The sequence below is a fragment of the Clostridium sp. MCC344 genome, assembly GCF_018785365.1.
Classification (GTDB): Bacteria; Bacillota; Clostridia; order Lachnospirales; family Lachnospiraceae; genus Pilosibacter.
In genome coordinates, this window is record NZ_WQPQ01000026.1 from 207,178 (window position 1) to 228,371 (window position 21,194).

Annotated in this window: 20 protein-coding genes; 3 read left to right on the forward strand and 17 right to left on the reverse strand. The window is 49.4% G+C overall.

Annotation, left to right across the window (positions count from 1 at the left end):
- Nucleotides 1-138 precede the first annotated feature (138 nt).
- From GPK90_RS09825 to GPK90_RS09890, 14 genes are all read right to left on the reverse strand, one after another.
- A complete protein-coding gene (locus GPK90_RS09825; protein WP_118531865.1) occupies nt 139-780 on the reverse strand; it encodes a PrsW family glutamic-type intramembrane protease in 642 nt (213 codons plus the stop codon).
- The gene (locus GPK90_RS09830) at nt 777-1,394 is read right to left on the reverse strand and encodes a hypothetical protein (protein WP_118531867.1); all 618 of its coding nucleotides are present in this window, start codon (nt 1,392-1,394) and stop codon (nt 777-779) included. The genes GPK90_RS09825 and GPK90_RS09830 overlap by 4 nt, the downstream gene beginning before the upstream one ends.
- Nucleotides 1,381-1,734 (reverse strand): MgtC/SapB family protein, encoded by a 354-nt coding sequence (locus GPK90_RS09835; protein ID WP_118531869.1) that lies wholly within the window; start codon nt 1,732-1,734, stop codon nt 1,381-1,383. Before GPK90_RS09835 ends, GPK90_RS09830 begins: the two co-directional genes overlap by 14 nt.
- The gene (locus GPK90_RS09840) at nt 1,721-2,275 is read right to left on the reverse strand and encodes an RNA polymerase sigma factor (RefSeq protein WP_118531871.1); all 555 of its coding nucleotides are present in this window, start codon (nt 2,273-2,275) and stop codon (nt 1,721-1,723) included. Before GPK90_RS09840 ends, GPK90_RS09835 begins: the two co-directional genes overlap by 14 nt.
- Nucleotides 2,276-2,467: 192 nt before the next feature.
- Nucleotides 2,468-2,713 carry a hypothetical protein gene (locus tag GPK90_RS09845; RefSeq protein WP_486463636.1) on the reverse strand — a complete coding sequence of 82 codons (246 nt, stop codon included), beginning with the start codon at nt 2,711-2,713 and terminating at the stop codon, nt 2,468-2,470.
- Between the two features lie 328 nt (nt 2,714-3,041).
- Nucleotides 3,042-4,448 (reverse strand): 23S rRNA (uracil(1939)-C(5))-methyltransferase RlmD, encoded by a 1,407-nt coding sequence (gene rlmD, locus GPK90_RS09850; RefSeq protein WP_182426808.1) that lies wholly within the window; start codon nt 4,446-4,448, stop codon nt 3,042-3,044.
- A gap of 167 nt (nt 4,449-4,615) precedes the next feature.
- Nucleotides 4,616-4,942: a hypothetical protein gene (locus GPK90_RS09855; protein WP_021905760.1), complete on the reverse strand. Its 327-nt coding sequence runs from the start codon at nt 4,940-4,942 to the stop codon at nt 4,616-4,618.
- Between the two features lie 476 nt (nt 4,943-5,418).
- On the reverse strand, nt 5,419-7,779 hold the full coding sequence (locus GPK90_RS09860; protein ID WP_215702856.1) for an ATP-dependent helicase: 2,361 nt from the start codon (nt 7,777-7,779) through the stop codon (nt 5,419-5,421).
- Nucleotides 7,780-8,128: 349 nt separating this feature from the next.
- Nucleotides 8,129-9,868: a dihydroxy-acid dehydratase gene (gene ilvD / locus GPK90_RS09865; protein ID WP_345941748.1), complete on the reverse strand. Its 1,740-nt coding sequence runs from the start codon at nt 9,866-9,868 to the stop codon at nt 8,129-8,131.
- Nucleotides 9,869-9,945: 77 nt separating this feature from the next.
- Nucleotides 9,946-11,301 (reverse strand): GntP family permease, encoded by a 1,356-nt coding sequence (locus GPK90_RS09870; RefSeq protein WP_215702857.1) that lies wholly within the window; start codon nt 11,299-11,301, stop codon nt 9,946-9,948.
- A 544-nt stretch (nt 11,302-11,845) separates the two neighbouring features.
- Complete coding sequence (locus tag GPK90_RS09875; RefSeq protein WP_118320813.1) at nt 11,846-12,568, reverse strand: FadR/GntR family transcriptional regulator; 723 nt, start codon at nt 12,566-12,568, stop codon at nt 11,846-11,848.
- 283 nt (nt 12,569-12,851) lie between these two features.
- Entirely contained in the window at nt 12,852-14,519 is a 1,668-nt protein-coding gene (locus GPK90_RS09880) for a Na/Pi cotransporter family protein (protein WP_118531936.1), read from the reverse strand.
- Nucleotides 14,520-14,724: 205 nt separating this feature from the next.
- The gene (locus GPK90_RS09885; RefSeq protein ID WP_405579813.1) at nt 14,725-15,441 is read right to left on the reverse strand and encodes a peptidoglycan recognition protein family protein; all 717 of its coding nucleotides are present in this window, start codon (nt 15,439-15,441) and stop codon (nt 14,725-14,727) included.
- Nucleotides 15,442-15,603: 162 nt separating this feature from the next.
- On the reverse strand, nt 15,604-16,257 hold the full coding sequence (locus GPK90_RS09890; protein WP_118531881.1) for a Crp/Fnr family transcriptional regulator: 654 nt from the start codon (nt 16,255-16,257) through the stop codon (nt 15,604-15,606).
- 368 nt (nt 16,258-16,625) lie between these two features.
- Here GPK90_RS09890 and GPK90_RS09895 point away from each other — a divergent pair, with 368 nt between their 5' ends.
- Nucleotides 16,626-17,375 carry an ATP-binding protein gene (locus tag GPK90_RS09895; protein WP_215702858.1) on the forward strand — a complete coding sequence of 250 codons (750 nt, stop codon included), beginning with the start codon at nt 16,626-16,628 and terminating at the stop codon, nt 17,373-17,375.
- 132 nt (nt 17,376-17,507) lie between these two features.
- Nucleotides 17,508-18,035, forward strand: a complete 528-nt coding sequence (locus tag GPK90_RS09900) for a hypothetical protein (protein ID WP_118531885.1) — start codon at nt 17,508-17,510, stop codon at nt 18,033-18,035.
- Between the two features lie 407 nt (nt 18,036-18,442).
- On the opposite strand, the gene GPK90_RS09905 is transcribed toward GPK90_RS09900, so the two are convergent.
- From GPK90_RS09905 to GPK90_RS09915, 3 genes are all read right to left on the reverse strand, one after another.
- Nucleotides 18,443-18,838, reverse strand: a complete 396-nt coding sequence (locus GPK90_RS09905) for a HEPN domain-containing protein (protein WP_252197412.1) — start codon at nt 18,836-18,838, stop codon at nt 18,443-18,445.
- Complete coding sequence (locus GPK90_RS09910) at nt 18,823-19,152, reverse strand: nucleotidyltransferase family protein (protein ID WP_118531890.1); 330 nt, start codon at nt 19,150-19,152, stop codon at nt 18,823-18,825. The genes GPK90_RS09905 and GPK90_RS09910 overlap by 16 nt, the downstream gene beginning before the upstream one ends.
- Nucleotides 19,153-19,242: 90 nt before the next feature.
- Nucleotides 19,243-20,067 carry an EFR1 family ferrodoxin gene (locus GPK90_RS09915; RefSeq protein ID WP_118320803.1) on the reverse strand — a complete coding sequence of 275 codons (825 nt, stop codon included), beginning with the start codon at nt 20,065-20,067 and terminating at the stop codon, nt 19,243-19,245.
- A gap of 389 nt (nt 20,068-20,456) precedes the next feature.
- Between GPK90_RS09915 and GPK90_RS09920 the strand changes: the two genes are divergently transcribed.
- Nucleotides 20,457-20,927 (forward strand): MarR family transcriptional regulator, encoded by a 471-nt coding sequence (locus GPK90_RS09920; RefSeq protein ID WP_215702860.1) that lies wholly within the window; start codon nt 20,457-20,459, stop codon nt 20,925-20,927.
- Nucleotides 20,928-21,194 lie beyond the last annotated feature (267 nt).

The window sequence follows — 21,194 nt, forward strand, 5'->3', positions numbered from 1 at the left end:
TTTGTTCCCAAGGTCAATCAACGACCTTCTACTTCCTAAAAGACATGAAATCCAAAATCCTTCCACCCAAAATCGAAAAAAATTCAAAAAAATTGAGCCGCCCCGAATTTGGGACGGCTCTGCGCGCGAAATCTGTACTTATTCAAAGGAAATGTTCTGCCTTGGCAGCAGCTGCTTTGCTGCGTATAGGCAGAGGAGGAGCAGCGACGGAAAGAGATATCCTGCCGTTTTCCATACACCGTCCGCCGTGATGAGCAGATTATAGATGGCATGGAAACCGATGCAGGCTCCAAGAATGCCCACGGTGCCGGTTGCTGCCAGCCAGTGACGGCGAAACACATAGGAAACACCGAAGCCGGAAAAAACGCCACAGAGAATATGCAGTGCTCCGGCAGAGATCCCGCGAATCAGCAGAAAATTGAAATTGGCCGCGCCGTTTTCCGTCAGATAGCAGACGTTTTCAAAGGTAGCAAAACCAACGGCGATGGCGATGGCTGCCGCCGGCATCTCTTTCGGCTCCGGCTCAAAAATCAGATAGAAAAACAGCAGTGGCAGCAGTTTCATGACTTCTTCACATACGGGCGTGATCTCGATAGCGGCAACGGTGCCGTCCACGCCGTATTGCCCCATGAAGAAGCTGCTGACATAGGCGCTGAGCAGGCAACAGGCCATACCGACGGTCAAAAACAGCGCATAGCGCCGAACGCGCCCCTTCATGAAAAACAGGGATAAGATCAGCGGGAGCGCAAGGCAGAGGAAAATGTTTTCAATATAGGTCAAGCCTGCTTCACCTCCCGCAGTGTCAGGGGCAGAAGCGCCGCCATGGATAACGTCAGCGCAAGGTCTACAGCGTAGTAGAGCTGAAAGCGCGTATAGTCATGCGTGTAATTCGAAACCAGATACAGCAGTACTTGCAGCACAACACAGATGATCATCTGAACATCCCTCTTTCGATACAAGCCGCCGTGCCGCATGTGGGACACCGAGAGATACACAGTCGCGCCCGCCGTGAGCGAAAACAGTGCGGAAATAAGATAAGACGGGCCGAAATCGTGGTCGAGAAAGGCGATTGCCGTAATGACTGCTGCTGTGGCTCCGGCAGGAAGAGAAAATCGATATTTCTTCCCCTCCGCTGGCAATATCTGCACAGACAGGTAAAAAAGCCACGCGGCCAGCCACGAAATCTCCGCCACATAAAATACCTGCGGCCAGATACCAATGATGACCAGATACAGCACATAGTATATCGTCCCCATGGCAAAGCAGGCATAGGCGAGAGATAAAATCAGGAGGCTACGGTTCCTGTGCCGAATGGCAAGAATACCGGCAGCGACACAGGCGCAGAGCAACACCGTGATCTGAAAAAGGTTATCAATGAGTTCAAAGTTCTCCATCTCCGGCATCCTCCTGCTTCTGTCGTTCACATCTCCGATGCAGACGGTATAAAAGAACTGTCACGCAAACTCCAAGGAAAAATGCCAACAGCCCCATCATGATATAGCCAAGTGCGGCATGGCTTCCTATCAGGCTTGCCGTTCCTGAAGAATGGACGATGCTTCCGTCCGCTGCGTTCCTCATCAATCCCGGCATCATTGCACCGATGCCGATCACCAAAAACAGGCAGGCCGCCATGCAGACTGCATATAGCCCTTGTTGTTTCTTTTTTCGATGCTCTTGTTTAATTTCCGCTGTCCGCCTGTGGATCAGGCGGGCACGCTCCTCACTTGTCCGCATAAGTAAATCCCTCCTGCTCCAAAATTACTTTCAGGCTTTGTTTTCCACGGTAAACCAGTTTTGTGATCTGGCTCTCACTTTTGTTCATGACCGTTGCCGCATCGCGGTAGCTCATATCTTCAAAATAGACAAGATAGAGTGCTTCCCGGTATTCTGCTTTCAGCTTTTCAAGCGCATCATACAACTGGCGATCCCGTTCGCTGCGAAGTAGATCGGTATCGATCAGGGTGTTGCTTTGCGGCTCAAAGTCCAACTCATCCAGGCGCAGAAACGCAAGACGGTTTTTCTGCTTATGTCGAATCACAAGGTGACGAGCGGTTTTGTAAAGATATGCCTTAAAACTGCCCACACCCTCAATCGGCCGCTCCTTTGCGAAAAGCTGTGAAAAGGCCTCGATCATCAGATCCTCCGCCTCATGAATATCCTTGATGTATCCGTTGATGTAAAGTGTCAGCGCATCGCCGTAGCGTTCCACCAGCAGGTCGGCAGCTTTTTGCTCTCCGTCAAGATACCGTCGGTATGCGGTTTCATCGGAGATCATATCCACCGCCTCCTTCCGTGGCCTTCCTGCGAGGGTCGGACGGTTTCTCTGCATTTTCCGGGATTGCCCATGAGCGCCCGAACCGGGACGCGCCGGGGATCCGCCCCTCGGCGCAATATTGGTTGACCCGCCGCTCTGACACGCCCCAGTGATAGGAGGCCTCCCTTATGGAGATATAGCCCTTAATTCCGTTCATACCGCACCTCCGCATGGATAATACTCAACACGATACATTGTATACGAATATCCGAAGAAATGCAAGGCATCCGCTTCTCTCTCATCATCTTCCGTCAACTCCCGTCTGCCTTTGGTCAGTTCAATCTCCACATAAGTCCGGTAATCATCAGCTAAGAGGTCGAACAATTCCTTGGGAGTATGGCACACCTCGCCAGAGCAATAGTGAAAATCCTGGTCAGCTTCACTTTTTATTCTACTCATATTATCCGGTACGGACAGGCAAAAGACAAGGATACCGGCAAAAAGAAAAAGCGGAAGCTATCATAGGAAAAATCCTACTGCTTCTGCTTTCTTGAATCTTATGCTGTTTTTTCTCTACCCTGTAAACTACACTACCAGCTTATAATACCTCAGTGCCTCCATGATATATTCCCTTTTCTCTGGAGTACAGGATTTTATCTCAGGAGCCTCTTTCTTTGAAACATTATAATTAGGACGCATATCCAATTCACAATCCCGTTTTACTTCTGCTATATAAGCAGTATGCACCTTCACCCCATGCTTCTCCAGGATATATTTCTTGATATTCTCACTTTCCTAAGTCACTTTTTTTAGTTAAAAGAGCTACCGTCTCTACCTGCGTCGTCCCCGGGAACATGTCGACGCAGCATACTCTTGTGACCTCATAACCTTTCGCCTGCAGCACGACGAGATCTCTCGCAAGGCTCGTTGGTTTGCAGGAAATATAGATCATTTTTTCGCATCCATAATGGTCGATGATCTTTGGAAGCGCCTTCGGATGGATTCCGTCTCTCGGCGGGTCCAAAACGATGAGGTCCGGGCGTTCCTCTAAGGTATCCAATACTTTTAAGACATCTCCCGCGATGAAGTCGCAGTTTGTCAGTCCATTCTGCGCCGCGTTCACCTTCGCCGCCTCAACAGCTTCCTCAATGATCTCCACGCCGGTCACATGTTCTGCCGCCGGAGCCAGGATCTGGGCAATGGTACCGGTTCCGCTGTAGAGATCGAATACCTTTCTTCCGTCTGTCTCACCGATGTATTCGCGGGCCGTCTCATAGAGCACCTCCGCACCGAGAGAGTTGGTCTGGAAAAAGGAGAATGGAGTGATCTTAAATTTTAATCCGAGAAGCTCTTCCATAAAGAAGTCCTGTCCATAAAGGATCACCGTGCGGTCATTCTGTACCACATCCGCAAGGCTGTCGTTTTCTGTGTGGAGGATTCCGGCAAAAGAGCCTTCCAGATCCAGTCCCAGAAGTTTTTCTTTCCAGCCCTCAAGCAGCGCTTCCTCATTCTGTTCACTCTTCCAGGTTCCCTCCGTCTGGGTGGAGGTCACAAGATCTACAAGGATCTCCCCGGTCTTCACACCGCGGCGGACAAGAAGATGTCTCAGATAACCGACATGCGCCATTTTTTTATAGAAGACTGCTCCGTGCTCCGTAAAATAATCCAACGTCGCTCTTAAGATCTTACAGCAGTCCGGATGCACCAGCACACACCGGTCCACGGTCACGATATCATAAAAGCTGCCGCGTTTATGCATTCCCAGAGTCATGGGACCGTCCTTAAACTCATCTCCGAAGGAAAATTCCATTTTGTTGCGGTATGCCTTTGTCAACGGACTACCTTTGATCCCCTCAAAATTGTAGCCGGCCGGAAGAACCGGATCTAAAAGAGCCCGGACCTGCTGCTCCTTGATCTTTAACTGTTCCTCATAAGGAACCGTCTGGTACGTACATCCGCCGCAGTCCGCACGATGAGGACATGCGCCCTCTGTGTTTTCGTATGCTGCAGGAGTCACGACCTTAAGGAGTCTTCCCTCGCATCTTCCTTTGCGCTGCTTGGAGATCGCGATCTCGACGGTCTGCCCCGGGAGCGCATTCTTTACAACTACCTTTTCCTCTCCGATATGGAGGATTCCTTTATTTGGAAAATCCATCTTTTCCACTGTACCGGTGTAGATCTCACCTTTTTTCATATAATTTTTGTACTCCTTTTTTCTGCCGGGAATCGGATTTTTCCGTTTCTGATCGCACAGCGCACAAACGATGCCTCGTTCCCTGATATGTTTTTATGCACAGAAAAAGGCTGTGCAAGCGATCCCTGCCACAGCCTCGTTCTCATTGTGTTTGTAAGCATTTCGGCTTAAGCTTCTTTCTCGTCATCCTTCTCGACAGCTTTTTCCGTTTTTTTCGGAGCTTCTTCCTCTTCCTCGAAAAAGTCATCGTCGAAATCATCGTCGAAATCGTCTTCAAAATCTTCCAGATAATCCGGTGTAAAGAAGCGATATACTGCGTATGCGATTCCGGCTACAGCAGCAACAGCGCCGATGATAGCAAGCACCCAGAGGATACAATTCTTTTTCTTATCCTCTTCTTCTTTTTTATGAAGCAGTTCATTCAGCTTGGACGCGTTTATAAGTTCTTCCATTTTGCTGAGTGCGTCTTTACTCATCGTATCGAATTTGTTCATCCTCACACATCCTTTCTGTTTCACAGCCGCCCCGGACAAGAATGATCCGCACGGACAGATACTTTGTAATAGTATATCATGATTTTATGATTTTTACTATCCCTAAATTTTCATAGTTTTAGACACCATTTTTTTATACCGCAGTATATGGAGTTCTACAAATAAACATGATAAAATAAAACTGCTGTCGCACCTCCAGCAGAAAGGAGGCGGTATTTATAGATTACATAAACACTTTCCTTGTCTCTGTCGCGGCAAGCATAGTTGGCTACTATGTTTGCAAATGGCTGGATAGGGACAACCGACAGTAACAGCCTAAACGGTTCGGCTCACCGCAAAGAGCAAGAAAACCCCCGGAGGTGCCACTCCGGGGGTTTTCGCGTACTCATAGACATATAAGCACTTTCCTTAGCTGTTTTTAATTATATGCGATTGCCTGAAAAAAATCAATACTAAATTTCTTTCGGCTAATTTATTTACAGCTTCTTCAGCTTCGCAAAGGAAGCAAACATCTTCCTTGTCCCGATCGCCGCATTATCAAAATCGACTGTGACCTCAAAATCTTTTCCGCCGTCCGCGATGGATTTCACGGTTCCGTCACCAAAACGCATGTGATGGACGCGGTCACCTTCGGAGTAATCCAAAGACTTCGGTTTTTCTACGGTGAACGCCTTTCCGAAGGTCGGCGTGTTCTTCGGCGCCGCAGAAGTCCCGGAGGCATATGGATTCTTATAGGCATCGGATTTCTGTCCAAAAAGACTCACACCCGCCGGACGGTTCTGGAATCTTCCGGTGTGACCGTCTGCCGCTTTTCCATCCGCGCCGGAAGCCTTCGCCCACGGAAGTCCTGCTTCCTCCGGAAGGTTCCTGTACGCGTCTGCCATTTTCTTCCATCCGGTCTTTGAGTCATCCTGGTCCGGACGTTCCAGACACACATCCGGGATCTCATCAATAAAGCGGCTCGTTCTTTCAGGCTGTACCTGCCCTTTTATCATACGGCTCTTCGCCGCAGTCAGAGTCAGGCGCTTCTCCGCCCTCGTGATCCCCACATAGCAGAGACGGCGCTCCTCCTCCAATGCCTCCGGTCCTTCCATCAGAGACATCATACTCGGGAAAAGACCATCTTCCATTCCTGCAAGATACACATACGGGAACTCCAGACCCTTTGCGGAATGAAGCGTCATGAGGATGATCCGGTCCTCGGATTCGTCCATACTGTCAATGTCCGCAACCAGAGCAACCTCCTCTAAAAATGCAGACAGACTCGGTTCTTCGGCGCTCTCCCAGTAGGTGACTGCCTTGTTGATCAATTCCTCAATATTTTCCATTCTGGACTCGGCTTCCACCTCGCCCTCTTCCTTCAGCTCGTCACGATATCCTGTCTTATCAAGGATCGCCTCGATCACATCCTTGATCGGAGTCTCTTCCTTTAACATCTTCCGGAACTCGCTGATCTGGTCTGTAAATACTCCGATCTTTAACGCCGCTTTTCCGATTCCCGGAACCGCCTGCACCCTCTCCAGCGCCTCATAGAAACTCATATCGTTTTCCATCGCGAACATGTTCACCCGGGCGACACTCATAGCTCCGATTCCACGCTTCGGAACATTGATGATCCTCTGCACAGCCAGATCATCCCGCCCATTGGCGATCGTCTTTAAATAACAGAGAACATCCTTGATCTCTTTTCTCTGGTAGAAGTTTACGCCGCCCACGAGACGATACGGGAGATTGTACGCAACACATTTTTCCTCGAATATACGGGACTGGGCATTCGTCCGGTAAAGGATCGCGTAATCCTTCCATGGACCGCCCTTTTTTACGATATCCCGCACGATCCATTCCGCTTCCTCAAAGGAGGAAGGAAACTCCCGGAATACCGGCCGCTCTCCGACCTCGTTCTCTGTCCAGAGCGTCTTATCTTTTCTTCCGGTATTGTTCCTGATCACTTCATTCGCCGAATCCAGGATCATCTTCGTAGAACGGTAGTTCTGCTCCAGTTTGATCACCTTCGCCCCCGGGAACGTCTCCTCGAAGCTTAAAATATTTCTGATATTTGCACCGCGGAACCTGTAGATCGACTGGTCATCATCGCCCACCACGCAGATATTCCGGTACTTCGCGGCCAAGAGACTCACAAGCTTAAACTGCACCGTATTCGTATCCTGATACTCATCCACCATAATATAGCGGAAACGATCCTGATAATACTCCAAAACTTCCTGCTTTGACTGGAACAACTCCACGGTCTTTACAAGAAGGTCATCGAAATCCAGGGCATTGTTCTTTTTTAAACGTTTCTGGTACTCCATATAGAGCTCCGCGATCCGTTTCAGTCTCGAATCACCCTCAGCCTTCGCGCTGAGCATAAATTCTTCCGGACTGATCATCTCGTTCTTTGCGGAGGAGATCACGCCGAGGACGCCCCGTTCTTTTAATACCTTCGTATTCACCTCAAGATCCTTGAAGATCTGTTTCATCAGGGTTTTTGTATCATCGGAATCATAGATGGAAAAATCCGTCGTGTAGCCGATATTCTCAATAAATCTCCTTAAGATCCGCACACAGAGGGAGTGGAAGGTGCTGACCCAGACACTATCTGCGCCGTATTCCACAAGGCTGTTGACGCGATCCCGCATCTCTCCCGCCGCCTTGTTTGTAAAGGTGATCGCCAGAATATTCCAGGGCTTCACACCCTTTTCCTCTATTAAATAAGCAACCCGGTGTGTCAGCGCTCGTGTCTTTCCGGATCCTGCACCCGCCAGCACTAAGAGCGGACCTTCCGTAGTGAAGACAGCTTCCCGCTGCATCGGATTTAATGTATCGTAATTGTTCATTCTGTTCCCCTTTCACGTTTCCGGATACCGACAGTTCTGCTCGTATCTCCCACATACTGAAACCACCGGTATTCCGGCAACAGATACTACCATTCTACCACAGGAACACTCGTTCGTGCAATCTTTATTATATGAAAAGTATGTGGCTGTTACTGTATGCGGATAGGAATTTTCTGAACTGATAATTCCGTAATAGTACAGTGGCAGCAGTAGATTTTGCCGATTTGGAATGCGAAATGGTAATGATATAAAAACGCCCCGGATCAGAGAGAACTGTCATCTCAGGATCCGGGACGTTTCTTTTGCAGGCCGGCAGCCAGCATTTGCCACCAGCCTTATTTTATATTTTTTAGAATTCCAGATAAGCACCTTTCATCGGGCTTGCCGCATGCTCACTGAACATACGGAGCACACCGCTCTTGTAGCGGAGCTCTCTCGGCTTCCAGTTTTTCTTTCTCTCAGCAAGGACCGCGTCGATCTCCTCCGGAGTCTTTCTCTCGCCCTTGATACCGATGATGTTTAACTTTCTCTCCATCACATCGATCTCGATGAGATCGCCTTCCTCAACGAGAGCGATCGGGCCGCCGTCTGCCGCCTCCGGGCTGCAGTGTCCGATAACCGGACCTGTGGATGCACCGGAGAATCTTCCGTCTGTGATCAGGGCGATGGAACGGCCAAGCTCCTTGTCGCTGCTGATGGCCTCGGAGGTGTAGAACATCTCCGGCATACCGCTTCCCTTCGGTCCCTCGTAACGGATGAAGACTGCGTCACCTTTCTGAACTTTATGTTTCAGGACAGCATCCAGACACTCTTCCTCGCTATCAAACGGTCTCGCCTTGAGAACTGCCTTGAACATCTCCTTTGGGCATGCGGTGTGCTTGATAACCGCACCTTCCGGAGCAAGGTTTCCGCGCAGAACTGCGATGCTGCCGTCGGTTCCGATGGCCTTGTCAGCCGGACGGATGATATCCTGTCTTGTGATGGAGATTCCGTAGCGCTCGTTGAACTTCCGGAGCCATTTCTCGCAGCGCTCATAGAATCCGTTCTCTTTTAATTCCTTTAAGTTCTCACCGAGAGTCTTTCCGGTCACGGTCATGACATCAAGGTGAAGGTGGTCTTTGATCTCCTCCATGATCGCCGGAACGCCGCCTGCATAGTAGAAGCACTCTGCTGGCCACTTTCCTGCCGGGCGGATATCAAGAAGATACTTCGCGCCGCGGTGGAGTCTGTCGAAGGTGTCACCTGTGATCTCGATTCCAAGCTCATGAGCGATCGCCGGAAGGTGAAGTAAGCAGTTTGTACTTCCGGAGATGGCCGCATGTACAAGGATCGCGTTTTCAAAGCTGTCCATCGTCACGATATCGCTCGGACGCATGTTGTCCATCTTTGCAAGCTTAACTGCCTGTTTTCCGGCCTCTCTCGCGTAGTTTAAGAGATCCGGGCTTGTCGCAGGCATCAACGCACTTCCCGGAAGGGCAAGGCCAAGAGCCTCAGCCATGATCTGCATGGTGGATGCAGTTCCGATAAAGGAACAAGCGCCGCAGCTCGGACATGCGTTGTGTTTTGCCCAGTTTAAGCGTTTCTCATCGATCTCACCGCGCTCATACTGGGCGCTGTACATGCCAAGCTGTTCCAGAGTTAACATCTCCGGACCTGCATTCATGGTTCCACCCGGAACAACAACCGCCGGAATATTCACGCGGAATAAGCCCATGAGGTTTGCCGGCATTCCCTTATCACAGCTTGCGAGATATACGCCTGCATCGAAGGGAGTCGCGTTCGCGTGGATCTCGATCATGTTCGCGATCATCTCACGGCTTGCAAGGCTGTAATTGATTCCATCAGTTCCCTGGCTCTCGCCGTCACAGATATCGGTGCAGAAATATTTCGCGCCATGGCCGCCTGCCTCAGCGATTCCTTTTTTTACTTCATCTACAAGGATATGGAGATGTCCGCTTCCCGGATGGCTGTCACCTGCCGTGCTTTCGATGATGACCTGCGGCATCGCAAGCTCTTCCGGCTTCCAGCCCGTTCCGATCCTTAACGGATCAAGCTCCGGCGCAAGTTTTCTCATTTCCTGACTCTTCAGACATTTCATGATATTTCCTTCTTTCTTTGTGTGGTGGGTATTATTGTGTATCTCATCCGGGCTGTCAACGTAAAATCTTACGCGAAAAATGAGATGATCAGCGCTACGATAAATCCTGTTCCGCCGACTAATGTCTCCATGATGGTCCAGGTTTTCAGAGTCGTCTTCTCGTCGATTCCCACGAGGGATCTTACCAGCCAGAAACCGGAATCATTGAAGTGGGAGCATACGGTGGAGCCGCCCGCTACTGCCGCTACGGTACATGCCAGATATAACGGGGACAGCTCGCTGATTCCCGGAAGCGCCGCAACAATACCTGCCGCCATGGTCATGGCAACCGTCGCGGAACCGACACTGATACGGACAAGGACTGCGATGATAAATGCAAGGACAACGATCGGAAGATTCATGGATGCAACCGCGTTTCCGATCACATTTCCGAGACCGGAGTATTGAAGCACATAGCGGAGCACGCCGCCGCAGGCGGTAACGAGAAGGATGAGACCGGTCGGCTCTAAGGACTTTGTCATAACCTTCTCAAGCTCTTTCATCGTGTAGCCATGCTTTAAGCCAAGACCAAACATAGCAGCCAGAGTCGCGAGTAACAGTGCTACGAACGGCTCACCTAAGAACTCAAAGACCGGAGCAACACCGGCTAATGCCGGGACAACACCGCAGATGGAATCCAGAATGATGAGCACTAACGGGATCAGGATGATCCCAACGATCAGCCAGAAGCTCGGAAGCTTGGACTCATCGATCTCTTCCTGATTTGCCACACTCTCCGGTACCGGAACATAAAACTTCTTTCCGCACATGGATCCCCATACCGGACCGGCAACGATCATCGCGAAGATTCCGCAGAAGATTCCGACTAAGATGACCCAGCCGAGGTCTACATTCAGCATTGTCGCTACAAGGACCGGACCCGGTGTCGGCGGAATGAACGCATGTCCGACCGCAAGTCCTGCGAGAAGCGGAATAACATAATGAAGGGAGGAACGCTTTGTCTTCTTCGCGAGTGAGAACGCAAGCGGGATCAGAATGATCAGTCCTGCATCGAAGAATACCGGCATCGCGATCACGAGACCTGTGATACCGAGCGCCCAGGCGGCCTTCTCATCACCGAACTTCTTTACCATCGTGACAGCGATGGTCTGCGCGCCGCCCGATACCTCTAAGATCGCACCGAACATGGATCCCAGACCTACAAGCAGGGCAATTCCTTTTAACGTGTTTCCAATTCCATCATTTACTGCCGAAATAATGTCCTGTGTCGGCATTCCCGCGAGAAGTCCGATACAGATCGCACCGATCAGGATCGCGATCATCGCCTGAACATTAAACTTGATGATCAGGACAAGCAGGATCACCAGACCGATCAGGGCTGCCAGGACAAGGCGGGTCGGGTTGAGTACAACTCCTTCAGACATAGTGGATTTACCTCCCAATATATTTGTGTTTTTTGACGCGCGGCATCCGCATGATACCCCAGGACGGGACCGCGCTTGTGATGCATACCGTGAAAACCAGATGAGTACTGAAGCTTTCCGGCATTTTCATCAGACATCTCCGGGGATTCCGGCGCTTATTTTTTGTATTCGTCTGATGTCTTATGTCTATGTGCATAATCTAACATTTTTCTGTACTTTTTGCAATACATGTCTGATGTATTTTGGTTTTTCTCTTTTTCGCACAAAAAAAGCAGGGGAAAATTGTGCATTATTTTCCCCTGCAATCCTGCTGTTTATTCCATTATCGCCATGATCCGGTCATTTCCCTAATTTTTTATTTTCCTAAACAATCTGCTGCATTCTGTCCCGATTTTGCCGCCTCATCGTTACAGTACACGGGCACTCCATGCCCGCGCACTGTAACGGGATTTTGCCGATGCTTCGCATTCCGAATCGGCAAAATCTGCGACCACAACGGTATCATACGGAATTTTCAGTTCTGAAAATTCCTACCCGTGAAAAGTCACGCCTCGTCTCCCATCTGCTCGTAGGCCGTCCGCCGTCTTAAAAGCTCCTGCCGGTTATACGTCAGGTGCATCACCATCGCGCATCGCGCCCCCGTGGAATCGTGGGAAGCGATCGCCTCCGTGATCGCGCGGTGAGTCACGATCGTCTCCGTCCGCAGCGCACGTCTTGTCAGGTTCACGAACGTATTGATCCCCGAATTGATGATCGGGATCAGGGATTCCATGACCTGGTTTTTGCTGCAGCGGGCGATCCAGGTATGGAACTCGATGTCCTTCGGCATATGGTCCTTGTCCGCGAGATAGAGTTCCTCCGTCTCCTTACACAGCCTTTTTAGAGTCTCGATATCCTCATCCGTCGCATAGACAGCCGCCTTCGCCGCAATCTCCGGCTCCAGGATCAGGCGGACATCGAAGAGATCAAGCGCCAGCTTAAATTTATCGTGAAGTTTTGCGGTAAGTCCCAGCGGATCATCCTCAACCGGTGTCAGGCTTTGCACATAAGTTCCGGCGCCTCTTCTCACCTGAAGGACCCCTTTTGTCACCAGGCCCTTCACCGCCTCACGGATCGTACTTCGCCCCACCTCGAACATTTCCGCAAGTTCAAACTCGTTTGGCAGACGGTCCCCCACCGCCAGCGGTTTCTTTTCTATATACTCCAGGATCCGGTCTTCGATCTGGCTTCCCAGGAGTTTCCGGTCTTCTTTTTTCTTTGTTTCCATATATTTTCCCCACATTTATTTCAAGTTGTCTGATGTCTTTATTATACGGGAGTTAAGAAAAACTGGCAAGGTAAAAATCATAAAAAGAATGTGCTTCGGCACATTCGGCGTCTCGCGCGGTCGCTTGCGACAATCTTCATCTTCGCGCGAGTGCGCATCTTAGGCACGCAGTGCCTTTTTATTTAACAGGAAGTTCTGTTAAATAAAAAAGATCCCGTATACAACCGGTACGTTCACCGGGATCTGTATACAGGATCCTGATCTTATCAAAGTTATTCCACTCTTACAGCTCATCTTTCACATATCCGGCCACATTGTAAGCATGGTCAGAGATACGTTCCAGGTTGCTTAAGATATCCAGGAATACAACGCCTGCGGACGGGTTGCACTCGTTCTTGGAGAGACGTTCGATATGCTTGTCGCGCATCTCTTCTTCCAGAGTATCCACGCGGTCCTCGAGCTTGCTGACCTGTCGGATATCTTCCATATTGCCATCATTTCTGGCTGCGACTGCATGATCCACCGCACCGATGGCCGCTACGGAGATTTCTTTAAGGTCCTCGATACCCGTCTCAGAAAAAGCAAGCTGATGTTCCTTCAGATACTGAGCTGCCTCTGCGAGGTTTTCCGCATGGTCGCCAACGCGCTCTAAGTCGCTGATGCTGTAAAACAGATTGCTGACCTGCACCTTCTGCTTCTCGTTTAAAGAGAGATTGTTGACCTTGATGAGATATTCGGTCAGCTTCTTATTTAAAATATCGATCTCTGTCTCATTCTTAAAGACCTCATCCAGATGTTCATACTTTCCCTCGACAAGAACACTCGTTGCAAGTTTTAAATTTGCAAGCGCCATCTTACCCATATGAACAACTTCCATCACGCCGACTTCCAGTGCAAATGTCGGAGACTTGAAGATACGTTCGTCGAGAACCGGAAGCTCGTCTTCCTTTTTCTCCTCTTTCTTCTCGTCCTCCTCTGTCTCACGCACGATCAGACCGGAGAACGCAACGAGCTGTTTTGCAAACGGGAATAGCAGCAGGGTGTTCGTCAGGTTGAAAAACGTGTGGAAGATCGAGATCTGCAACGCATTGATACTTCCCTGAGCAATATCCGGGCGCATCATGGAGATCACATACATTCCGATCCCGAAGACGATCGCACCGAAACTGTTGAACGTCAGGTGGATCACCGAAGCGCGCTTCGCATTCCGGCTTGCGCCTGCACTCGATAAGATCGCAGTCAGACAGGAACCGATATTCTGTCCGAGTGTGATATAGATCGCAGCGTTCGTTGTCACGACTCCGCTTGCCGCCAGCGTCTGAAGAATTCCGACAGAGGCGGTGGAGCTCTGGATGATCGCAGTTACAAGCGCTCCGACCATGATTCCCAGGATCGGATTTCTTCCGAGAACCGCAAATGCCTTCGCAAAGATCGGAGCATCCGTGTACGGAGCAACGGAACTTGACATAAACGTCAGTCCCACAAACAGGAGTCCGACACCGATACAGACCTCACCGACCAGACTTTCTTTCTTCTTCTTTGAAAACATCAGACAGAAAGAACCGATTGCAACAACAAGCGGTGCAAAGAAGGACGGCTGCAGCACTTTCATCGCATCACCGAGAGAGTTTAAGGAAACCATCCATGCGGTGATCGTCGTACCGATGTTCGCGCCCATGATGACGCCGACCGCCTGGGTCAGATTCAGGATCCCGGCGTTTACAAAGCCGACGACCATGACAGTTGTCGCTCCGCTGCTGTGCAGGATCGCGGTGATCAGGGCGCCAAGTCCGACCGCAAGGAGCCGGTTGTCCGTCACCATTCTCAGGAACTTGTTCAGCTTACTTCCGGCCGATTTCTGCATGCCGTCGCCCATAATGCTCATGCCGTACAGGAACATACCGAGACCGCCCAGGAAACTGAAGATACTTTCCAGATATCCGATATTCATAATGTCTTCTCCATTCTCTTTTGTCGCCGCCCGGAGTTTCGCGAGCAGCGGGCAAAATGCCGCCGTTTTCGACTTCTTCCGACGGATTTTCTCCCTGTGCTCCATCATATCATAGAGCACAGTATTTTTTCAATTCTAAATATAATATTTGTAAATTTTAGGTAAAGAATTCAAAATGAATTTCGGATTTTTAGTGATTGTCCCATTATTTTTTCAGGATTCTGATCGCATTTTTTACATCTTTGTGAAATGTTTCCCATTCTTCCGGATGGTCCACAAAATACTTCGGACAGATCTTGCCCGTCACATCATAATGACGGATGATATCGTCCGGCTTCAGATCAAACTCAACACAGAGGTACGCGCACAGATTCACCAGCGTCTGATATGTACTGTCATAAAATTTTCCGGTCTCGTCCGGATGACAGCACTCGATGGAGATTGTGTCGCTGTTCCTGTTGTTGGAGGCGTAGGCGACCTCATCGAGCGGAATACACTGTACCACTTCTCCCTCAAGTCCGATCACAAAATGGCTGCTGGCTGATGTCGTCTTCGAACCCGTCTGATCTTTCAGACCTTCAAAATAGTTCCGGTTCTCCAGCGCGGTGCTGCAGGGATTCGCAACGTAATGGACCACGATCCCGTTTACTTTCTCCAGAGGAGTCTGCGGTCTGGAATACTTATTCGGAGTCAGAAGATCCACTTTTACATACTCCGGCACCTTTACATCTGCCGGGTTCACCTGTTTTCTCCCGGTAAGTTTCTTCGTCACGAGCACCGCTGTCGTGATCACGGCGATCACGACCACGGCCGCCAGACCCCCTAAGATCATACGGCGGATCCGCTCCTGTTTTCTTCGTCTTCTCCGGTTCTGTTCCCGCCGGAGTCTGCGCTCCTCGATCTCATCTCTGTTTGTCATCATGTTTTTTGCGGCTGTCACCGGTCGGTACTCTCATGCCCGCATGATCTGGCATTGTCCGGCCGGACAGTTTTTCCTTTCGTCTATTCTTCTAATGCCGGGCAGACTTTTTCTCCTGCCGATCGGTCTGCATCGGATTTCTGACCTTTTGACCCTGATATCATACTATAACTGAAAACAGTTCTTCTCAAACCGGATCAGCCCGTCCTTTTTCATCCTGGAAAGTTCCGCAGACAAGGCACTTCGGTCCACCGCAAGGTAATCGGCGAGCTGCTGACGGTTGTAGGGGATCGTAAACGTCTGCTTTTTCTGTCTCTCCGATTCGAAGGAGAGATACGCCATCACCTTTTCCCGGATGGACCGCTGTCCCATGTGATCGATCTTTCTCGTCAGCATGAGATTTTTCTTCGCCATAATATATAAAAGATTGTGGATCAGGCGATTGTGGTGGGAACAGGCCGGTGTGCAGACATTCAAGATCTTCCTGACATTCAGGAACAGGATCCGGCTTTTCTCCGCCGCCTCCACGTTCACCATCAGAGCTTCCCCCGGCATGCAGGCATAGGCCTCACCGAAGAGTTCCCCGCTCCCCGCATGTCCAAGGACCTGACGGTTTCCCCAGAAATCATCTCTGGAGATCTCGACACTGCCCGAGAGTACAAAACCCATCGAATGGATCTCGGTCCCTGCGAGAAAGACAGCGTCGCCTTTTTCATATTTTTTTTCTACTGCGGAGAGACACTTTAAGATGCTCTCCTTTTCTTCGGGCTGGATTCCTGCAAAGAGCGGGGAATCCGGGATTGTTTCGTTTGTGAACATGGGAAGCTCCTTTTTTGTGGAGGCAAGCTTTTGGCCAGGTGTGGTTCTCTTGCCAGGTGCGGTCTTCTTGTTTTCATTTCATGAAAACAAGAAGCTTCGGGCGTCCGCCCTATGGAGATTTATGGCGGAAAAATTTCTTATGCAAGTGAACTTGCAACAAAATTTTTCCGTCATAAATCTCCGCACTTCAAACGTTTTCGTTGGAAATACAACATACATTTTTATGTTATTGTAGTATACTTACCCCACGAAAGTCAATCCATGACACAAAGTTACCACAAATCGATACCACGAATAATAACCGGAAATGCGGCTGAATGTTCATCCGCATTCCGGCATGATACGAAAATCTGAAAGGGGAAACCATTATGAAAAGAACCATCGTAAAAATTGATGAAAAGAAATGCAACGGCTGCGGCGCATGTGCGGCTGCCTGTCAGGAAGGTGCGATCGCAATGATCGACGGAAAAGCAAAGCTGATCCGCGACGATTACTGCGATGGACTTGGAAACTGTCTTCCGGCCTGTCCGACGGATGCGATCAGCTTTGAGGAACGTGAGGCTGCCGCTTACGACCATGAGGCTGTCTTAGCACATATGGCCGCGAGAAAGGCTGCTTCCCTGGCGCCTTCTGATGCCCCGGCCCCAAAGCCGGAATTTACCGGATGTCCGGGTTCCATGAGCCGCACGATCTCCCACGCTGCGGCATCCCACAGTGCAGCGATCCCGGGGCACTCCACACCGGTCTCCATGGAGAGTAGACTCTCCCAGTGGCCGGTCCAGATTAAGCTTGCCCCGGTCCGCGCCCCGTATTTTGACGGTGCGAAGCTCCTCGTTGCCGCAGACTGCACTGCCTACGCATACGGAAATTTCCACAACGATTTCATCGACGGTCATGTAACACTCATCGGATGTCCGAAACTTGATTCCGTAGACTACTCAGAAAAGCTCACCGAGATCATCAAAAACAACGAGATCCAGAGTGTGACCGTTGTCCGCATGGAAGTTCCGTGCTGCGGCGGGATCGAAGCTGCTGTAAAGAATGCCCTGATGGCGAGCGGAAAGTTCATTCCGTGGCAGGTCTACACGATCGGGACGGATGGACGGATCCTGAAGTAACTGGATTTTGCCGATGTTTCACATCCTGAATCAGCAAAATCGGCTGCCGCAACTGTAGCGTACAGAATTTTCAGTCCAGAAAATTCCTACTCGTGTACAGTAACATTACAATCATTATAAAGGAAACATCTTATGTCAATATCAACTTCACAGACTCCGTCCGGCCGTACCCCGGAACAGGATGCAGTCATCTGCGCCCTCATCGGTCTTGCCCGCGCCACAGAAGCAAAGGAGATCCCGGCAGGAACTGCCCCGGTCCTCTTCGCCTCCCTGGCCGCTGCAATGCCAGGAAACACACTCTCCGCTTCCGCTGCGAACGATCTCATCTCGCAGATACACGAGCAGAAAGCCATCATCGCCCCCGACTGTGCCGCCTGCCCGTCTCCCTGCGGACGGACTGCGGACTTCCTGCCGGAGGACTTAAACAGGACCGACGACGGTCTCTTTGAGGAGCGGAACAGGCTCCTCAAAAAGCTCAGCGAACAGGCCAGGACGGAATGGACACGGATCCTTGCCGATCAGGAAGATCCGGAAATTACAAGACTCTTTATGGACTGCGTGTTCATGGCAGGATACGCGTACGAAAAGGAACTGTTTGCGCCGTACTTTGAAAAACTGGAAAGTTACAGTACACGGTCACTCCATTCCCGCGCACTGTAGCGGGATTTTGCCGCAGTAACGCTGGAGAATCTTATTTTTTAGTATTTCCTGTCCAATGCATCGATAATCTTGCATTTTTGCTCTATGCGTCCTATAATCTTTTTATGAAGCTGCCAGTTCCGGGAAGGAGTGCGGCATAACAGCTGTATCGGAGGTGTCCGGTCTCACACTGATAATCCCGGGAACACGCTCCGGCTGGCGGACTTCATCTTGATTTTCGACACGCTCTCAACAAGTGAAAACACGCTTCGCGAGTTCCAGTTTTTCTGTCAATCATTCCGCATAGATGGGAAACATTCTCATATGCAGAGGTTTTCTTTTTGTTTAACAGGAAGTTCCATCGAAATTTCCTGTTAAACGAAAAAAGCAGGGAGTGACTTGTCCACTCCCTGCAGATGATACAGAAATTATTTCATTTTATTTATTGCTATTTCCACTGCATCAAGAAATCGTTCTGCTTCTTCCAATTGCTTCTCCGCTTCTTGTTTACTTGCAATATAAAAGTCATCATAGTCCGATTTTTCTCTTAAAAATGCACTGTTCTTTATTACGATAGATAAATTCCTATCGAGAATATTTTCTTTGAGATACTCCTTATTAAAAAAAGCAATAACTCCCGAATGCTTTGATGAATCAAAACCTTTTAAAATATTCATCGCACGCATCGCATGGAAAATCGCATAATAGGATCGGTTCAACGATGTTTTGTACTGTCCAATCTCAAGATTTTCTCTTGCTGCAACCAGCATTTCCTTTGCACGATCCATCCGGTATCCGGCTAATTCCTTCAGGCTGCCTTCCAAAGAACAATTCCCTCCTTCTGGACATTTTGATAGAACGGAAGGATTTTCCCCCATTTTTGCAGATTTTCTTTTTCAATATCAACAATAGAAAAAACGCGGTCATAACGCAGATCCATATCTGCAGCCCAGCAAATAAACCGATCTTTCGTTTCAATATCCATACCTTTTTTCACGATAACCGCTATATCAATATCACTTTCCGGCGTGCTTTCATTCCTTGCAACAGATCCATATAGGATAATTGCTTCAATGTTATTCGCAAAAATATCACGTAATCCCTGAATCAGTTCATCTTTCATCCTATCCGTCAACATCGAATCATCTCCTTTTTTATAGTATATCCGATATTGATATGCAGTGCAAATACTCTTCATAAAAATTTGAATGTATTTTCACCTTTTTTCTCAGATAAACCACTCCGCCTCCGCGCGTCTCGTATAATTCTGTTTCAACATCTCCACATGGGATAAGAATGCTGCATCATCAAAATATTTTGCTCCGGTCGGACATGCCTTGATGCAAGCCTGGCACTTGATGCAGATTCCGGTACAGGTATCCGGCGCGTCCTTCGGGATCGATCCCATCGGACAGACAGTCGCGCAGATTCCGCATTTCGTGCACTTCTCCGGGTCCGTCTTCGGTTTTGCCTTTAAGAATACCGCCGGTTTTCCATCAGTTCCAAGCGGTGTATAATATGCCCCGACCGGATCATCTCCGCGGACCGCGATCTTTTCCGGGATCTCAGTCAATCCAGAAACCTTTTCTGCCACCTTCTCACCAAACTCTGCGATCTTCACAAGATCATCCGCATCCGGACGTCCCGTTGCAAGCTTGCTGCTGAAAACATGTTCCGTCGGAATTCCTGCTCCCGCAACTGTATGGAAGCCGTGTGCCTCAAGCTCATTCCGGAGCTCGATCAGACCATTGTCAAAATTTCTGTTTCCGAACACAGAAACCGCTACCGCAAGCGCCCCGTTTCCCTCAAACGCAGTCTGCACATACGGGAGCATCTTGTTCGGGATACGGCCCGCATAGACCGGAGTGCTGAAGAATGCAAGGTCTTCCTTATCAAAACTTACAACACCTTCCCTGTTTTCCGGAAGTGTAAAGTCAACCGTTCCCATCGGCACACCCAGGCACTCTGCCGCCCGCTTCGCCATCGTTGTGACGACCTTTTTCGCGTTTCCTGTCGGGCTGAAATAAACCGCCCATACTTTTGTGATCTTCATATTCCCTGTTCCTCCAATCCATAAGTTGTATGGTCAAATGTATCTCTGACCGGAATTTATATGTTTGCTATTTTTGTTAAGCTTATTAACTTCTTTTTGTATCTTAATCCATATGGCATGATTTGTCAATCCCAATGAAGCCACGTTCTTCTGGCTGTCCATATGTTTTAACGGGATTTTGCCAATGCTTCGCATTCCGAATCGGCAAAATCCGCGACCACAACGGTATCGTACGGAATTTTCAGTTCTGAAAATTCCTATCCGCGAAAAATAACGAAAGCAACAGCTGTCGTAAAACTTCATATAGAATTTTGCATTCTTTTTTGATATAGTAATGATAGCATAGATTGATGTAATGCGCAAATTGAGATGAAGGACGGACACACAATATGACCGAAAAACCGAACCGGACTGCCGAGATGGCAGATATCCTCCACCAGGCCTCCATGCTCTACATGGCCTCCAATCTCCCGATCGACTATGGGACCGGGACAAAATACACCTCCGTGGAAGTCCATATGTTAAAATATATCATCGATCATCCGGGAAAAACAGTCACCGAGCTCTCCCGCGAATGGGACCGCACCAAGCCGGCGATCTCCCAGATGTTAAAACGCATGGAACAGAAAGGTCTGATCTCCTGGACGACCGAACCCGGTAATAACAAAAAGCAGCTCTACCATGCCACCGAACAGGGGATCCAGCTTCACAGCGCCCACACCGAATACGATATGAACGTCTTTGGACAGACGCTCGCCTATCTCCGCGAAACCTGTTCCGATGAGGAGATCGAGACATGTTTTCATGTACTGAAGGAGTATACGAAGGCGCGGAGACGGAAGCATTATCAGGCGAAGTAAATTTGCACTCCTGTTCTGGTAAAGCGAAAATCTGTGTCACTGTTGTCAAAGAATATTCGCAGTCAGCCTTCAGTATTTGCTTATTCCTTTACGCAGCAGAAGCAAAGGATGTCCCTGACTCAGTTAAAGATCAAAAGTCTTATCTGTTTGGATCATGACATGCTCCGGCATTTGTTATAAAAAAGAGGGGGCTGTCGCACTAACGTGCGGCAGCTCATTTCATATTCCCAACACAAAACGCCGAGCTTCGAAAAGCCCGGCGTTCGT

Excerpts from the sequence above, each read along its gene's own strand:
- GPK90_RS09845 (WP_486463636.1), bottom strand. The coding sequence starts at position 2,713 with ATGAGTAGAATAAAAAGTGAAGCTGACCAGGATTTTCACTATTGCTCT.
- GPK90_RS09835 (WP_118531869.1), bottom strand. The coding sequence starts at position 1,734 with ATGCGGACAAGTGAGGAGCGTGCCCGCCTGATCCACAGGCGGACAGCG.
- rlmD (WP_182426808.1), bottom strand. The coding sequence starts at position 4,448 with ATGAAAAAAGGTGAGATCTACACCGGTACAGTGGAAAAGATGGATTTT.
- GPK90_RS09880 (WP_118531936.1), bottom strand. The coding sequence starts at position 14,519 with ATGAATATCGGATATCTGGAAAGTATCTTCAGTTTCCTGGGCGGTCTC.
- GPK90_RS09885 (WP_405579813.1), bottom strand. The coding sequence starts at position 15,441 with ATGATGACAAACAGAGATGAGATCGAGGAGCGCAGACTCCGGCGGGAA.
- GPK90_RS09915 (WP_118320803.1), bottom strand. The coding sequence starts at position 20,067 with ATGAAGATCACAAAAGTATGGGCGGTTTATTTCAGCCCGACAGGAAAC.
- GPK90_RS09910 (WP_118531890.1), bottom strand. The coding sequence starts at position 19,152 with ATGTTGACGGATAGGATGAAAGATGAACTGATTCAGGGATTACGTGAT.
- GPK90_RS09875 (WP_118320813.1), bottom strand. The coding sequence starts at position 12,568 with ATGGAAACAAAGAAAAAAGAAGACCGGAAACTCCTGGGAAGCCAGATC.
- GPK90_RS09920 (WP_215702860.1), top strand. The coding sequence starts at position 20,457 with ATGACCGAAAAACCGAACCGGACTGCCGAGATGGCAGATATCCTCCAC.
- GPK90_RS09860 (WP_215702856.1), bottom strand. The coding sequence starts at position 7,779 with ATGAACAATTACGATACATTAAATCCGATGCAGCGGGAAGCTGTCTTC.
- GPK90_RS09830 (WP_118531867.1), bottom strand. The coding sequence starts at position 1,394 with ATGGAGAACTTTGAACTCATTGATAACCTTTTTCAGATCACGGTGTTG.
- GPK90_RS09855 (WP_021905760.1), bottom strand. The coding sequence starts at position 4,942 with ATGAACAAATTCGATACGATGAGTAAAGACGCACTCAGCAAAATGGAA.
- GPK90_RS09895 (WP_215702858.1), top strand. The coding sequence starts at position 16,626 with ATGAAAAGAACCATCGTAAAAATTGATGAAAAGAAATGCAACGGCTGC.
- GPK90_RS09890 (WP_118531881.1), bottom strand. The coding sequence starts at position 16,257 with ATGTTCACAAACGAAACAATCCCGGATTCCCCGCTCTTTGCAGGAATC.
- GPK90_RS09900 (WP_118531885.1), top strand. The coding sequence starts at position 17,508 with ATGTCAATATCAACTTCACAGACTCCGTCCGGCCGTACCCCGGAACAG.
- GPK90_RS09840 (WP_118531871.1), bottom strand. The coding sequence starts at position 2,275 with ATGATCTCCGATGAAACCGCATACCGACGGTATCTTGACGGAGAGCAA.
- GPK90_RS09870 (WP_215702857.1), bottom strand. The coding sequence starts at position 11,301 with ATGTCTGAAGGAGTTGTACTCAACCCGACCCGCCTTGTCCTGGCAGCC.